Below are 14,887 nucleotides of genomic sequence, written 5' to 3'. Positions count from 1 at the left end.
ATTGTTTATTTTTCCTTTTGGATATGAGTACATATATCATAGCACTAGGTAAAATTGAACATATTACTCATCCACAAATAATAATTATAAGAACATTATTCTTTTTATTATTGACGTTATTTATACATTGTGATATTCTTTAAGCAAAACACCATTCTGTTTAAGGGAGGATTAAATAAATGGCACGAAAACCTATTTTAGAAGGTGGTAAAAGAGAAGAAATACTTAAATGCGCTTTACAGTTGTTTCTAAAAAACGGTTATGAAAGCACCTCTATTCGCATGATATTAAATGAGGTTGGTGGAGAAGTTGGAATGTTCTACCATTACTTTTCTTCCAAACAAGAATTATTTGATGAAGCCTTAAGACTCTTCATGAAAATGCAAGGAGAGCGAACTTCTAAACTGATGAGTCAGAAATCCGATAAGATTTCCCCACGAATGAGATTGGAACAACTTATAGAATGCTATGACAGCGGAATGGATGAATTTTCGAAATTATCTGATGGAGCTATTCATTGGTCAGTTTTATCATCTATTCACAGCTTAACCTTAGAAGCAATTCTGCCCTCTTTTAGGACAATGATTATTGAAATACTCAGATTAGCAGATAAAAAAGACTTAAGTGAGTCTAAATGGCTTGCGCCATTTGTACTAAAAGGTATCAGTGGATTATTACATGATAAATCATTTGCTGAATTAAGCAAAGAAAAACAGATGCTTTTAATTATAAATTTACTATGCAGAACTTTACAAGTTCCATATAGCTTGTTTGAAGAATAAGAGAATATCGACAATGAACATCTATGTATTAAAATTGAACAATGACATCAAAAGTATATCTGAGAGAAAATGGCATTAAAAACTGATATAAGATTTGGCCTCGTTATTATGAGTAAGCAAAGAAAACTGAGTTAAAAATATAGAAAACACCAACAACTCATAAAAATGTAGTGTTTATACGAGTTTTGGTGTTTTCCTTATTCTTGACTTGCATGAAAATATGATTGGCAAGAATGGGCTGGTATATACCACTCTTTCATGCTTGCCATTTTTAAAAACAGCAAAAATGATGTTTCGTAAAATATCTCAATAAGGCACATATAAATTATACCTACTCTGAATCATAACCCCATTACTGTTCTTCTTAAATACTGATTGAAATTACCATACTCAACTTTTGTCAATGTTTCTGGATAAGACATCAAAATTAACTGATGTCCATTGCATTCTTCATGGTATGGTGGGTGAATATGTTCAAAATCATTTACCTTATATCCAACCCTCTCATAAAAACCTTGTCGCTTGATGGAAATTTTATTAATGGGAGGGTCGATTTCTAGAATAACAGTTTTGCCTCGCTGGTTTAACAGCTCCAAAGCTCTTTTTCCATACTTTTTATTGCGCATTTCAGGATTGATACAGAAATGTTCCACATAAATAAAATTCTCTGTTTCCCAGCATAAAATGATACCAACCATGTCGTTTTCATCATAAATTAAGTTAAATTGATATTCTTCATGACCCATAATTTCTGCTTGTAAAGATGGGTTTCTCTGTTCATGAAAAGGAAAACTTACATTGTATAACTTTATTGCCTCTAAATACAATTTATCTTCATATGTTCTTAGCCTCTCAAAGCGCATTTTGCTATCCTCCTATTATATAAAACAACCTTCGCACCACATCTTTTTAGTCTAATGAAACTCTAATTAGCTCTTATTTAGATTATAATATCTGTCCAAGTATAAAATGAATTGTAAGGTTAAACCATTGCTGAAAATATATCTATTTTTTATATATACTAAGACTGTTTAGATAATCTCTTATACCAAACTTAACATCATCACTTGGTCTTATATCAGAGTTATCTCCTGCTATATGAAGTATTCCATATGCTGGATGACCTCCTCTTACTGTACATGGAACTGATAAAAGCGTCATCCCCATATGTTGAGCAAATATATTCATTGATTGTAAAGCTAGTTCTCCTCCTCCATGTTGTGAACCTGCAGTAGCAAAACAACCAAATATTTTTCCACTTAAAGGTGCTCCTACCCATACATCAGAAAAACTGTCCATAAACATCTTCATTTGACCAGATACATTTCCATAATATGTTGGTGAACCCATAAATATTGCATCATAATCTAGTAATTCTTTTCCAGATTTAATTACATTTATACTTTCAAATTCATCTTTATGTTCCTTTGAATTTATCAAATAGTACTGAGGAAGTGTTTTTGCAACCTCATCACTTACTTTAAATATATCTACCTCTATATTCATTTCTTCAAGTACCTTTTTATACTCCCTTGCTAATAAATATGTACTTCCACAAACGCTATGAAAAATCACTGCTACTTTCATTTTTATCCCCCTAATCAAAATCAAATTTATTTTTTATATAGTGCTTTTATTATCAAGTACCATTAAATGATACTAAATGGATTTAAATATACATTACTTTTTATTGTTTCAATCTCTTCAAATTCATCCAAAAATCTCTTCATAACATGTTTAAATATATCTTCTGTATCAAAATGTCCACAATCTACTATACATATTCCCATATCAAGTGCATCTTGTGCCTCATGATATTTTACATCACCAGTTATTAGAACATCTGCGCCTTGTCTCTTAGCCTTTTTCACAAACTCAGAACCAGCTCCTGTTACAACAGCAATTTTTGTTATCTCGGTATTAAGACTTCCAACTACCCTTATATGCTTCATATTTAATTTTTCTTTTATTTTATTAGAAAGATTTTCTAATGTTGTACTTTCATCAAGTTTACTTATTCTACCTAATCCAAATGTTTTTCCTTTGTTTTCTAGCTTGTACAAATCATAAGCAACTTCTTCATAAGGATGTGCATCTATCATAGAACTTATCACTCCACCTAAATGCTTCTGTGGTACTACAGTTTCAATTTTAACCTCATTTACACTTTCTATATCATTTATACTTCCAAGAAACGGATTTGAGCCTTCTAATGGCTTAAATTGACCTTCTCCTTCTATAGAAAATGTACAGTTACTATAATTTCCTATATGGCCTGCTCCTGAATTACTTAGTGCCTTTCTCAACACTTCTGAATAATTACATGGAGCATATACTGCAAGTTTGTATAAAGTCTCATTTTCAGTGACATCTAAAACTTTTGAGTTATTAAATCCCATAATCTCCATGAAATAATCATTTAGACCATCAAATGCTATGTCAAAATTGGTATGCATAGAATAAAGGGCTATATCATTTTTAATGAGTTTTTGTATAAGTCTACCTTTTAAGTCGGCGCTATTAATCTTATTAATTTTTCCAAATATAAAAGGATGATGTGTAACAATTAAATCAACATTTTGAGATATAGCTTCATTGATTACATTTTCATTGGCTTCTAAGGATACCAGAATCTTCTTTACATCCATATCAAAATCTCCAACTATAAGACCTACATTATCCCAATCTTCAGCTAAGCTTAGAGGATACTTTTTTTCAATTTTTCTAGTAAGACTCTTCAGTAACATATTTACCTCCTATTTATTTTATTAAATTTTCAAGTTTTCTTATTGCTATTTTACTTTCTTCTCTCTTCCTATCTATTTCTTCTCCATGTTTACCTTCTAGTTGATTAACTATAGCACTATATGTTTTTATTTTTTTTTCTACAAAGTCATAAAAAAGAGAATCTTTATTTTCTAAAAGTTTTATTCCAACTTCAAACTGTATCTCATCTTCTATTATAGTATTTTTACCTGTATATTTGGCAACTATTATTTCATATATCCTAAAATCTTCTCTCACTAAAGCCTCTGTTAAAATTTCATATCCATTATTCAGAAGATAGCGTCTAAGCTCTTCTTGTGCCTGCATAGGCTGTAATATCAATTTTTCTATACTATGTGCTACTTCTTTTTTAGCTTCTAGAAGCTCACTTATCAATATACCTCCCATACCAGCAATTATTACTTCTTCAACTTCACCTATTTCTAGTACCTCTATACCAGAACCCAATCGTAAATCGACTTTCTCTAAAAGATTGTTCTGTATGACCTCTTTTCGTGCATTGTCAAGAGGTCCTTTATTAACATCTGCCAACACTGCAAATGGAACTCTTTCCTCCTTTAGCAAATAAACTGGTATGTATCCATGGTCCGTTCCTATATCAGCTATCTTTTTACCATCTGACACCAATGATGCTATTTTTAATAATCTATCTGTTAGTTTCAAAGATATATCTCCTTTCAATCTTTTTATTTGTTCTTGATTTTAAACTAAAACCAAGATAAAAAATAATATAAAATCTCTACCACAAAATAGCCATGAGATATCACTTATCCCATGGCCTTTATTGCAAAAACATTAATGATGTATCTTTTTAATCTAAATAATCTCTAAGTTTTTTTGATCTACTTGGATGTCTTAATTTTCTTAGTGCTTTTGCTTCTATTTGTCTTATTCTTTCTCTAGTTACATCAAACTCTTTTCCAACTTCTTCAAGAGTTCTAGCTCTTCCATCCTCAAGACCAAATCTAAGCTTTAATACCTTTTGCTCTCTATCATTTAATGAGCCAAGTACATCTTCTATTTGTTCTTTAAGTAAAGAATATGCTGCTGCCTCAGCTGGAGCTGGTGCATCATCATCTGGAATAAAATCTCCTAAATGACTGTCCTCTTCTTCGCCTATTGGAGTTTCTAAAGACACTGGGTCTTGAGCTATTTTCATTATCTCTCTTACTTTATCTTCTGTCATTTCCATTTCTTTTGCAATTTCTTCTGGTTTTGGGTCTCTTCCAAGTTCTTGAAGTAGTTGTCTTGATACTCTTATTAATTTATTTATAGTCTCTACCATATGCACTGGTATTCTTATAGTTCTCGCTTGGTCTGCTATAGCACGTGTTATAGCTTGTCTTATCCACCATGTTGCATAAGTACTAAACTTATAGCCCTTTGTATAGTCAAATTTTTCAACAGCTTTTATAAGACCTAAATTTCCTTCTTGTATTAAGTCTAAGAAAAGCATACCTCTACCTACATATCTTTTTGCTATACTTACAACTAGTCTTAAGTTCGCTTCAACTAATCTTTGCTTTGCTATCTCATCACCTTCATGCATTCTTCTAGCAAATTCTACCTCTTCATGTGGCTTAAGTAGAGGAATTTTTCCTATTTCTTTTAAGTACATTCTAACAGGGTCGTCTATACTTATCCCTTTTGGTAAAGATAAATCCACAGTTTCTATTTCTATTGCAGAAGAGTCCTCATGTGAAATTACTTCTGCATCTTCATCTATGTGGCTCATATTTAAATCGTCATCAGTAGCCGAAAAGTCTATATCAGCTTTATAGTTCTTTGTTTCTGTTATTTCTATTCCCAAATTACCTAAAGTTTCATAAAGATTTTCTACCTGATCCTTATCAAGTTCAGTTTCAGAAAAAGCTTCCATTATTTCTGCAAGCGTCAATGAACCTTGCTTTTTTCCTTTTTCTATTAGTGTCTTAGCGGTAACTTTTTTTAACTCTTTTTTATTCGACTTATTTTCCACACTCAAACCTCCTTTCTCTACAAGCTTTTTAAAATTTTATTTATCTCAACTATTTTTAAAGCAATTTCCATAACTTTACCATCTACCTCTTTCATATCATTATTATTTTCTAATTCCTGTTGTTCTTTCAACAAGTTATTAATTTGTTCTTCTAATGAGTTCTTTCTGATATTTGTTATTATTCCTTCTATTTCTTTTGTGTTCTCTAAGTTTATACTATTCAAAGAAATTGAATTTAATTCTTTTAAGTATTCTTCGGATATGTTTAAACTTTTCAATTTGTCAATAGTTATTTTGTCCAATTCTTGATTTTTAATCATGTAATTTAAAATTTCTTTACTTTCATTCAATAAAAAATCACTTTCTTCTACTTTAAGTAGAGCTATTTCTCTAATTTTTTTGTCTTCTAACATTATTTTTATTAGAGTTTCTTCAACTAATTGTTTTCCATCTTGTCTAACTTCGACTTTTTCAATTACTTTTTCTTCTATCTTTTTCTGGTTTTTATTATATGGCTTATTGTAGTTTTTACCATACACTTCCCTTTTTATAGACTCGACATTAATATCTATTTGATTACTTAAATATTTTGTATAAAAATCAATTTCTACAGGACTTGTCAATTGTTTTATAATCTTAGAAGCTTCTTTTGCAAACTTCACTCGTTCTTCATCTTTTTGAATATTGAATTCTTTTTTAAGATGATCTATTTTATATTTTATGTAGTGAGTAGAAACATCCATTGCCTTTTTATAATCACTAAGTCCGTACTTTCTTACAAATTCATCTGGGTCTTTAGAGTCTTTCAAATCCAAAACTTTTACAGTAATACCTAATTTAATAAGTATATCTATAGCTCTTAAAGTCGCTTTTATTCCAGCTTCATCAGAGTCATAAGATATAATAGCAGTATCCGCATATCTTTTTATTAAAATACCTTGTTGTTCAGTCAAGGCTGTTCCAAGGGTTGCTACTACATTTCTTATACCATACTGATAAAGTGAAATTAAATCCATATATCCTTCAACTAAGACTATAGTTTTATTATCTAAATTTTTTCTAGCAAAATTTAGTCCATATAAGTTTTGTTTTTTATTAAAAATTAATGTGTCTGGAGAATTTAAGTATTTTGGTAAAGAATCATCTAGTACTCTTCCTCCAAATCCAATTATATTTCCTCTATAATCAAATATAGGAAACATAACTCTATTTCTAAATTTATCATAGCAATTAGTTCCATCTCTATTTCTTGCAATTAGACCGCACTCCAATAAATCTTGTTTTGTATACCCTTTATTAATAAGAGCATTCATAAGAGAATTCCATGAATCCAAAGAAAATCCTAGACCAAATTTTTTAATTATTTTATCATCTAATCCTCTAATCCTTAAATATTCATACCCAAGATTTTTACTTCCCAATAAGTTTGAAAGATAAAATCTAGCAGCTTCTGTATGAATATCTTGAAACTTTTTAGATTTCTCTATTTTCATTCTAGTTTCTTCATTCATGTTGGTATTAATTTCTATACCACATTTATTTGCTAAAATTTTTACAGCATCCATAAAATCTAAATTTTCCATTTTCATGACAAAATTTATCACATCTCCACCTTCACCACAGCCAAAACACTTATAAATTTGTTTTGATGTATTTATATAAAAAGATGGAGTTTTTTCTCCATGAAATGGACATAATCCTTTATAATTAGCTCCAGATTGTTTTATATTCATATATTCAGATATTATACTTGCTATATCACATCTAGCTTTTATTTCTTCGATAACGTCTTTTATATCATTCATATTATCACCTTCTGGTGTAATTTTTTGTGTTAACATTTCTATTCTACACTATATTCTAAATTTGTCAATCACTCAATATACAGAATTCGACTTTTTTTATTGATATCCTTCTTATTAATCAAAAAATTTTTATTTTTTATGTTAATTACATCAATATTAGATTTTTATTTATGTCAAATAATCTAACTATTAAATTATATATCTATTATCTTATAAATTTACATCAAAACTATCACGAATAAAAAAGAGGCTCTTGCCTCTTTTTAATAAACACTAATTGATTTCATCAAATCTTCAAATTCATCAAAGCAGAGAGATTGAATCCCATCTGATAGAGCATTTTCTGGGTCTGGATGAACTTCTACCATTATTCCATCTGCTCCACATGCAAGTGATGCCATTGACATAGGTTTTACTAAATATCTAACTCCAGTAGCATGACTTGGGTCTACTACAACAGGAAGTCCCGTTTCTTTTTGAATAATCGGTACAGCCGCTAAGTCTAATGTATTTCTAGTATAATCATTGTATGTTCTTATACCTCTCTCACACATTATAATGTTACTATTTCCTTCTATTGCTATATATTCTGCTGCACCTATCCATTCAGTAATTGTTGATGCGATTCCTCTTTTTAACATAACAGGCTTATTTTGTTTTCCGATTTCACTTAAAAGAGTAAAGTTTTGCATATTTCTTGAGCCAATTTGAATTATATCACTGATACTATATAATTCATCCATATCTCTTATATCCATAAGTTCTGTAATAACAGCTATCCCAACCTCTTCTTTAACTGCTTTTAATATTTCAAGACCTTCTTTTTTTAATCCCTGAAATGAGTTTGGTGATGTTCTTGGCTTATATGCTCCTCCTCTTAAAATATTTGCACCATGACTTTTTACAAATTTAGCAGTCTTTAAAAGTTGCTCATAATTTTCTATTGCACATGGCCCAGCTATTACAAGTTTATCTTCTTTTACAGTTATTTCTTTATTATTTGTATTTATCACTATCTTTGAATTATCATTAAATAGGTTTTTTCTCATAACCTACAAGCTCCTTTACTTCTTCTATTTCTTTAGCAGATAGGAGATTTAAATATTCTTTTATTGATTTTTTATTTATTAAAAGTTCCTCATTCAAATCCATAAGTGGTATCAAAACAAAAGCTCTATCTTGAATCCTTGGATGTGGTATTAGTAATCTTTCATCAGTTGAAACTACATCATTAAAAAATAGTATATCTACATCAATAGTTCTTGGACCCCAATGTACTATTCTCTCTCTATGCAATTCTTCTTCTATTTTTTGACAATATTCTAACAACTCATAAGGTTCAAACTCTGTTTCTATCTCTACACACATATTTAGAAAATCTGCTTGTTCTGTATATCCCCATGGCTTTGTTTCATATAATTTTGATTCTTTTACTTCATATATAGAATCACTATCTCTCAAAAGTTCACATGCTTTTGATAAATTATCAAATCTATTGCCCATATTCGTCCCTATTCCCAAATAAGCCTTATTCATCTCTTGTTCTCCTTATCTCAACACCAAAGTAGTCATAAATTCCATTTACAGGAGCTTCTGGCTTTCTAACTCTAACCATAACTCCATTTACAAGGTTAAATTTATTTAAGACTTCTTCAGCAATGTTCTCTGCCAAAGCCTCCAAAAGATTAAATTGTTTATTTTCTGTAATATCCTTAACAACACTATAAACTTCAGCATAGTTTACAGATTTATTTATATCATCACTAAGTCCTGCTTCTCTTGAATCAACATAAAGTTCCATGTCGACAAAAAATTTCTGACCTAGAAAATTTTCTTCTTTAAGCACACCATGATATCCATAGAATCCTAGATTGCTAAGTAATATTTTATCCATTATACTACACCTACTTTCTATATATTGCATCAGTCATTTTAGCTGCCATTAAATTTTCATAAACATCATGCACCCTAACTATATCTACACCATCTCTTATTCCAAGTACAGTAGTAGCTATTGTTCCTTCCAATCTCTTTTTAGGTTCAACTGGAAGTACTTTCCCTATTACTGATTTTCGGGATGTTCCAAGTAAAATAGGATAGTCTAATTCTTTCAATTCATTTAATCTTCTTAATACTTCTATATTTTGCTCAAATGTCTTCCCAAACCCTATCCCTGGATCAAGAACTATTTTTTCTTTTTTTACACCACAGTCTATTGCCATTTTTATGCTCTCTTTAAAGAAGTCCTTTATTGACTCCATTATATCTTTGTCATAGTTTGTTCCATCTTGATTATGCATTATACATACTTCTGCATCATATTTTCCTACCACAGAAGCCATATTCTTATCTCTTCTAAGCCCCCAAACATCATTTACCATAGTGACACCTAATTTTAGAGCTTCTTCTGCAACATCTGACTTGTAAGTATCTATTGATATTGGTATATCTAATTCTTTTTTAAGTTTTTTTATCACAGGGATTACTCTTCTTAGTTCTTCCTCTGAATCCACATAGCTATGACCTGGACGTGTAGATTCACCACCTAAGTCAATTATATCAGCACCTTGTTCAACCATTTCTTTTGCATGTTTTATTGCTATGTCTAAATTACTAAAGTCTCCTCCATCAGAAAAACTATCTGGAGTTACATTTAATATACCCATTATATAAGTTCTTTTACCATAATCAAACACAGTTAATGACACTCCCTTAAATTAAAATTTATATCTTATCAAACGATTTTTATCTACAATAATTTACTACTTCATAGTAATTAAACTCATAGCCTCAGCTCTTGATGCAATATCTTTTTCAAATATACCTCTAACTGCTGATGTAACAGTTTTTGAACCAGGCTTTTTTACACCTCTCATTGTCATACACATATGTTCAGCTTCCACTACTACTAAAACACCATATGGCTGTAACTCTTCCATTATTATGTCTGCTGCATTTTTAGTAATTCTTTCTTGTAATTGAGGTCTTTTTGCTAATGTGTCTATTACTCTAGCAAGCTTAGAAAGCCCTGTAAGTCTTCCACCTTTTGGTAAATAAGCGATATGTGCCTTTCCAAAAAAAGGAACCAAATGATGCTCACAGCATGAATAAAATGGAATATCTTTTACTAGTACTAGTTCTTCATGCTTTTCATCTGCAAAAAGAACTTTTAAGTGGTCTCTTGGTTCTTCACTAAGACCAGAGAATATCTCTTCATACATTCTAGCAACTCTATTTGGAGTCTCTATTAGACCTTCTCTATCTGGGTCTTCACCAATTGCTTCTAATATTTCTCTTACTGCATGTTGTATTTTTTCTTTATCTACTTTATTCATTTAAACTCCCCCCATTGACTCGTGACTAGAAGATTAATTTTATAATCTTTTTTGTCTCAATTTCTTTAAAAATATAATTATAAACATCTAAAAGTTTTTGATAGTCATAACTTTCACTTACCTTTGATACTAGGTTAAAAAGTTCCTTATTTTCTTTTTTCAAAACTTTTAGCAATTTTTTATCTTTTGGTACCCATTTATCATTTATATTAAAGTACCCAATTATTATATCTTTTAAATATAAATTCGTCAAAAAATGATATTCAAAAACATCAAATTTTTCTTTATTTTTCAACTTTGATATTTTTGTTTCAATATCTTGTTTTAAAAAAGACTTTTCTTCTAAAGACAATTTGCTAGGACCTTTTAAGTAAATATCTCTGCTCATATCTTTTATAGTATTGGATATATTCTCCATATCAAATAGTACTTTAGCATCCTTCATCTCTTTCACAAAGAAGTACTCTCTATCTGACAATAATTTTTTTACACCATCTTTTGAAAAATAATTTATATCAAATTCTATTCCCTTTTGTTCAAACAGTACTCGCTCTTGTTTTTCCCCTTCTTTTACAAAAACGAATACATCAATATCATTAACTTCTACATTATAAAAACTAAAATCTACATCTTTACTAGAACCCACTAGAAATACTGCTAATGTATTTGGATTGTCTATTATTTTTTTAATATTTTCACTATATACTTTATAAGTATGACTTGCCATCTCTTATCTCCAATAAATTGTTAATATTTTAATTTATTACAAACACTCTATTATTTTATTAAAAATAATATTTTCTTTGCCAAATTCTGTCTTGTCAATTTCTGTAACTTTCATTGCTCCCATAAGACTATTTGTGACAAAAACAAAATCAAAACTACTAATTTCTGATATGTTAATTTCATTTTCCATCAACTCTATATGTAATTCGTCACAAATCTTTATAATCCTTTTTTTTATTGTTCCATTTAAAATTGGTAATTTACTACTGGGTGTATATACTTTACTTCCTCTTATAAAGAATATATTACTCATAGAACATTCTAAAATCACACCATCTGAATTTATAAATATACCATCATTGTATCCATTCTTATTTGCAATATTTTTAGTATATATATTTTCAAAATAATTAGTAGTCTTATGTCTATAAATTAGGCTATCTCCCCTAACTATCGGAGATATAGTCAATTTAAAACCTTTATTATATGCTTCTTTATTATATGGAATTTCTCTAATAGATATATTGTAACCTTCATCAAAAACGGTAATCCTAAGTGCTTTATTAATAATATTTTCTTTTTTTATGTATTTAATAATTTCATCTATTAGAAATCGCTTTTCATAATTTATATTCAAATCCAAACATGTTATCGAATTGAGCATCCTATCTATATGTGTATTTAAATCTATAGCTATACCATCTTTAACTTTAATAGTCTCAAATAACCCAATTCCAAATTTACTCAAGCTACTATTAAAGCTTAAATTATTCTTCATAATATCCCCTCAAGGCTTTCATTATAGATTTTGCTTTATCTAGTGTTTCTTGGTATTCTTCATCTGGGTCAGAATCCCAAGTCATGCCTCCTCCAACTTGGAAGTATACTTTTTTGTCTTTTTTTATTATAGTTCTAATTGCTATATTAAAATCCATATCACCATTAAAACCTATATATCCAATTGAACCAGTATATACATTTCTCTGTGTTGGTTCCAGTTCGTCTATGATTTCCATTGCTCTAATTTTAGGTGCTCCTGTTATAGAACCACCTGGAAAAGTTGCTTTTATTATATCAGTAGCATCCTTATCATCTTTTAGTTCACCTACAACTGTTGAAACCAGATGATTTACATTTGCATAAGGTTCAATTACAAACAACTCTGGAACTTTGACACTTCCAGTTTTGGATATTCTACCAATATCATTTCTTTCTAAATCCACTATCATAAGTAACTCTGCTCTATCTTTTTCGCTATTTTTAAGCTCCTCTTGAAGCTTTAAATCTTCTTCCTTATTTTTCCCTCTTGGTCGAGTGCCTTTTATTGGCCTTGCCTCTATTTTTTTATCAATACATCTTATAAATCTCTCTGGAGAATTTGATAAGATATGTGCTTCTTCAAAATTTAAAAATGCTCCAAATGGTGCTGGACTAAATCTTCTTAAATCTCTATATAACTCAAAACTTGTCAATTCTGTTTCCCCACTAAACCTTTGTGTCAAATTAGCTTGATATATGTCACCTTGTCTTATGTACTCTCTAACATTTCCAACTGCATTTTTAAATTCTTCCTTTGTAAAGTTAGATTTAAGTTGAATAGGTTTTACATCTTTTTCCTGATAGCATATACTATCTATTCCTTTTTTCTCTCCTGTTAATATTTTTTCTTCTATATCAGCTATTATTTTTTCTTCTACTTTTATATCTATATCTGGAGTGGCTATGTAAGTTTTTCCCTTCAAATGGTCTATTACTATAACATGGTTATAAAATCCAAAATACATATCAGGCATCTCAATATCATCTATAGCAGTTCTAGGTAATTTTTCTATATAATTTCCCAAATCATAAGACAAATATCCTACAGCTCCACCTATAAACGGTAAGTCAGTTTTATTTACAACTTTATATTTATCTAATTCTTTTTTCAAATTTTCTAATGGATTTTCATCAGTATTTTTATATCTTAACACTTTAAATGGCTGGCTACTTATAAAAGAATATCTTCCTAACTTTTCTTTGTCCATAGCACTATCTAATATAAAACTATCATTTTCATTTCTAAAAATAGTAAATATCTCAAAAGAATTTAATTTAGTTTTTATTTCTCTTATCATTTTATCTATGTATCCTTTCCCTAGCTTCTTTTATAAAGTTTTTCAGCATTTCATGACCATACTCTGATAAAATAGCTTCTGGATGAAATTGTACTCCTTCTATTAAATACTTCTTATGTCTAATTCCCATTATTTCACCTTTACTTGTTGTTGCTGTAACTTCAAGTTCATCTGGAACTGTATCAGAATCAATTATAAGCGAATGATACCTAGTAACATTTAAAGGATTTTTAAGACTACTAAAAACTCCCTTATTACTATGGTTTATACTGTATACTTTTCCATGAACAGGTTGTTGTGCTTTTATTATGTTACCACCAAAAACATGTCCAATAGTTTGGTGACCTAAACAAATTCCTAGTATAGGCTTCTTATCTTTGAAATATTCAACAATATCTATACAAACCCCAGCTTCTTTTGGAGAACATGGACCTGGAGATAACACAATTATCTCTGGATTTAGTTCTTCAATATCTCTTAATGTTATTTCATTATTTCTTTTTACTATAACTGTTTCCCCCAATTCTTCTATGTATTGTACTAAGTTATACACAAAAGAATCATAATTGTCTATCATGAGAATCATACTATAAATCTCCCCCCAAAAAAATTATTTAATTAATTCAGAAACTGTAACAAACTTAAAACCTTTTTCTATCATCTTTGGAATAAATATATCCAAAGCTTTGACTGTATCATCAGTTGCATAGTCATGTAAAAGTATTATATCTCCATTTTGTACTTTATTAATTATTTTATCTGCGATACTATTAGCTCCAGGATTTTTCCAATCCCTCACATCTACACCTGTCCATAAAACTACTTTGTAATTATGCTTTTTTGCAATTTCTACTAAATCCTTTTCTCTGTAACTCCCAAATGGTGGTCTAAATAATGTAGGCTTCTTTCCAGTAACTTTCTTTAAAATTTCTTCACACTTAACAATCTCCTCTTCAATTTGACTAGAAGTTAAATTGCTTATATCAGGATGATTAAAAGTATGATTTCCTATTTCATGCTCTTCTTTACTTGCTCTTACCAGTGGTTCTTTATACCACTGTGCATGTTTTCCAGCTATAAAAAATGTAGCCTTTACATTATACTTCTTTAACACATCTAAAACTTGATCAGTTTCTTTAGGATGAGGTCCATCATCAAAGGTAATTGCTATTAGTTTCTTTTCCCTTGAACCATGTTTAATTAAAATATTTTCATTCGTTTCCATCATTAAAGCAGAAACTTTACTAAAATTGGCTATTAGTATTATTCCACAAAACAAGACTACTGCTATTAAACTCTTAAATATTGTCTTTTTTTTCCCTGGTGTCATTTTTAAACTTCCTTTCAAATATTTTAG

Annotated in this window: 17 protein-coding genes; 1 reads left to right on the top strand and 16 read right to left on the bottom strand. The window is 29.5% G+C overall.

Going from position 1 to position 14,887, the window contains the following annotated elements; translation table 11 throughout:
- Positions 1 to 179 precede the first annotated feature (179 nt).
- Entirely contained in the window at positions 180 to 782 is a 603-nt protein-coding gene (locus tag IC175_RS14415; RefSeq protein ID WP_227432817.1) for a TetR/AcrR family transcriptional regulator, read from the top strand.
- A 341-nt stretch (positions 783 to 1,123) separates the two neighbouring features.
- Here IC175_RS14415 and IC175_RS14410 read toward each other — a convergent pair whose 3' ends face one another.
- The 16 genes from IC175_RS14410 to IC175_RS14335 form a co-directional block, all read right to left on the bottom strand.
- The gene (locus IC175_RS14410) at positions 1,124 to 1,645 is read right to left on the bottom strand and encodes a GNAT family N-acetyltransferase (RefSeq protein WP_227432815.1); all 522 of its coding nucleotides are present in this window, start codon (positions 1,643 to 1,645) and stop codon (positions 1,124 to 1,126) included.
- Positions 1,646 to 1,787: 142 nt separating this feature from the next.
- Complete coding sequence (locus IC175_RS14405) at positions 1,788 to 2,369, bottom strand: flavodoxin family protein (RefSeq protein ID WP_227432814.1); 582 nt, start codon at positions 2,367 to 2,369, stop codon at positions 1,788 to 1,790.
- A gap of 62 nt (positions 2,370 to 2,431) precedes the next feature.
- Positions 2,432 to 3,529, bottom strand: coding sequence for a Nif3-like dinuclear metal center hexameric protein (locus tag IC175_RS14400; protein WP_227482307.1), 1,098 nt, complete (start codon positions 3,527 to 3,529; stop codon positions 2,432 to 2,434).
- A gap of 13 nt (positions 3,530 to 3,542) precedes the next feature.
- Complete coding sequence (locus tag IC175_RS14395; protein ID WP_227831165.1) at positions 3,543 to 4,232, bottom strand: class I SAM-dependent methyltransferase; 690 nt, start codon at positions 4,230 to 4,232, stop codon at positions 3,543 to 3,545.
- Between the two features lie 148 nt (positions 4,233 to 4,380).
- Positions 4,381 to 5,547 carry an RNA polymerase sigma factor RpoD gene (rpoD, locus tag IC175_RS14390; protein ID WP_227432810.1) on the bottom strand — a complete coding sequence of 389 codons (1,167 nt, stop codon included), beginning with the start codon at positions 5,545 to 5,547 and terminating at the stop codon, positions 4,381 to 4,383.
- Positions 5,548 to 5,564: 17 nt separating this feature from the next.
- The gene (gene dnaG, locus IC175_RS14385) at positions 5,565 to 7,352 is read right to left on the bottom strand and encodes a DNA primase (RefSeq protein WP_227432809.1); all 1,788 of its coding nucleotides are present in this window, start codon (positions 7,350 to 7,352) and stop codon (positions 5,565 to 5,567) included.
- A 263-nt stretch (positions 7,353 to 7,615) separates the two neighbouring features.
- Positions 7,616 to 8,401, bottom strand: a complete 786-nt coding sequence (gene aroF, locus IC175_RS14380; protein WP_227851657.1) for a 3-deoxy-7-phosphoheptulonate synthase — start codon at positions 8,399 to 8,401, stop codon at positions 7,616 to 7,618.
- Complete coding sequence (gene folK / locus IC175_RS14375; RefSeq protein ID WP_227432806.1) at positions 8,382 to 8,888, bottom strand: 2-amino-4-hydroxy-6-hydroxymethyldihydropteridine diphosphokinase; 507 nt, start codon at positions 8,886 to 8,888, stop codon at positions 8,382 to 8,384. Before folK ends, aroF begins: the two co-directional genes overlap by 20 nt.
- Positions 8,881 to 9,246 (bottom strand): dihydroneopterin aldolase, encoded by a 366-nt coding sequence (folB, locus tag IC175_RS14370; RefSeq protein WP_227432804.1) that lies wholly within the window; start codon positions 9,244 to 9,246, stop codon positions 8,881 to 8,883. The genes folK and folB overlap by 8 nt, the downstream gene beginning before the upstream one ends.
- Positions 9,247 to 9,256: 10 nt before the next feature.
- Positions 9,257 to 10,048 carry a dihydropteroate synthase gene (folP, locus tag IC175_RS14365; protein WP_227836044.1) on the bottom strand — a complete coding sequence of 264 codons (792 nt, stop codon included), beginning with the start codon at positions 10,046 to 10,048 and terminating at the stop codon, positions 9,257 to 9,259.
- A gap of 66 nt (positions 10,049 to 10,114) precedes the next feature.
- Positions 10,115 to 10,687 carry a GTP cyclohydrolase I FolE gene (gene folE, locus IC175_RS14360; RefSeq protein WP_003429416.1) on the bottom strand — a complete coding sequence of 191 codons (573 nt, stop codon included), beginning with the start codon at positions 10,685 to 10,687 and terminating at the stop codon, positions 10,115 to 10,117.
- 25 nt (positions 10,688 to 10,712) lie between these two features.
- Complete coding sequence (locus IC175_RS14355; RefSeq protein WP_227432800.1) at positions 10,713 to 11,414, bottom strand: hypothetical protein; 702 nt, start codon at positions 11,412 to 11,414, stop codon at positions 10,713 to 10,715.
- 36 nt (positions 11,415 to 11,450) lie between these two features.
- Positions 11,451 to 12,191, bottom strand: coding sequence for an aminotransferase class IV (locus IC175_RS14350; RefSeq protein WP_227432799.1), 741 nt, complete (start codon positions 12,189 to 12,191; stop codon positions 11,451 to 11,453).
- Positions 12,181 to 13,530 (bottom strand): aminodeoxychorismate synthase component I, encoded by a 1,350-nt coding sequence (gene pabB, locus IC175_RS14345; RefSeq protein WP_227432797.1) that lies wholly within the window; start codon positions 13,528 to 13,530, stop codon positions 12,181 to 12,183. The genes IC175_RS14350 and pabB overlap by 11 nt, the downstream gene beginning before the upstream one ends.
- A 1-nt stretch (position 13,531) precedes the next feature.
- A complete protein-coding gene (locus IC175_RS14340; protein ID WP_227432795.1) occupies positions 13,532 to 14,116 on the bottom strand; it encodes an anthranilate synthase component II in 585 nt (194 codons plus the stop codon).
- A gap of 24 nt (positions 14,117 to 14,140) precedes the next feature.
- The gene (locus IC175_RS14335; RefSeq protein ID WP_227851656.1) at positions 14,141 to 14,860 is read right to left on the bottom strand and encodes a polysaccharide deacetylase family protein; all 720 of its coding nucleotides are present in this window, start codon (positions 14,858 to 14,860) and stop codon (positions 14,141 to 14,143) included.
- Positions 14,861 to 14,887 lie beyond the last annotated feature (27 nt).

The organism is Clostridioides sp. ES-S-0123-01, assembly GCF_020658415.1.
GTDB lineage: Bacteria > Bacillota > Clostridia > Peptostreptococcales > Peptostreptococcaceae > Clostridioides.
Note: the sequence above shows the minus strand (reverse complement) of the source record. Positions and strands in the feature narration are given on the sequence as shown.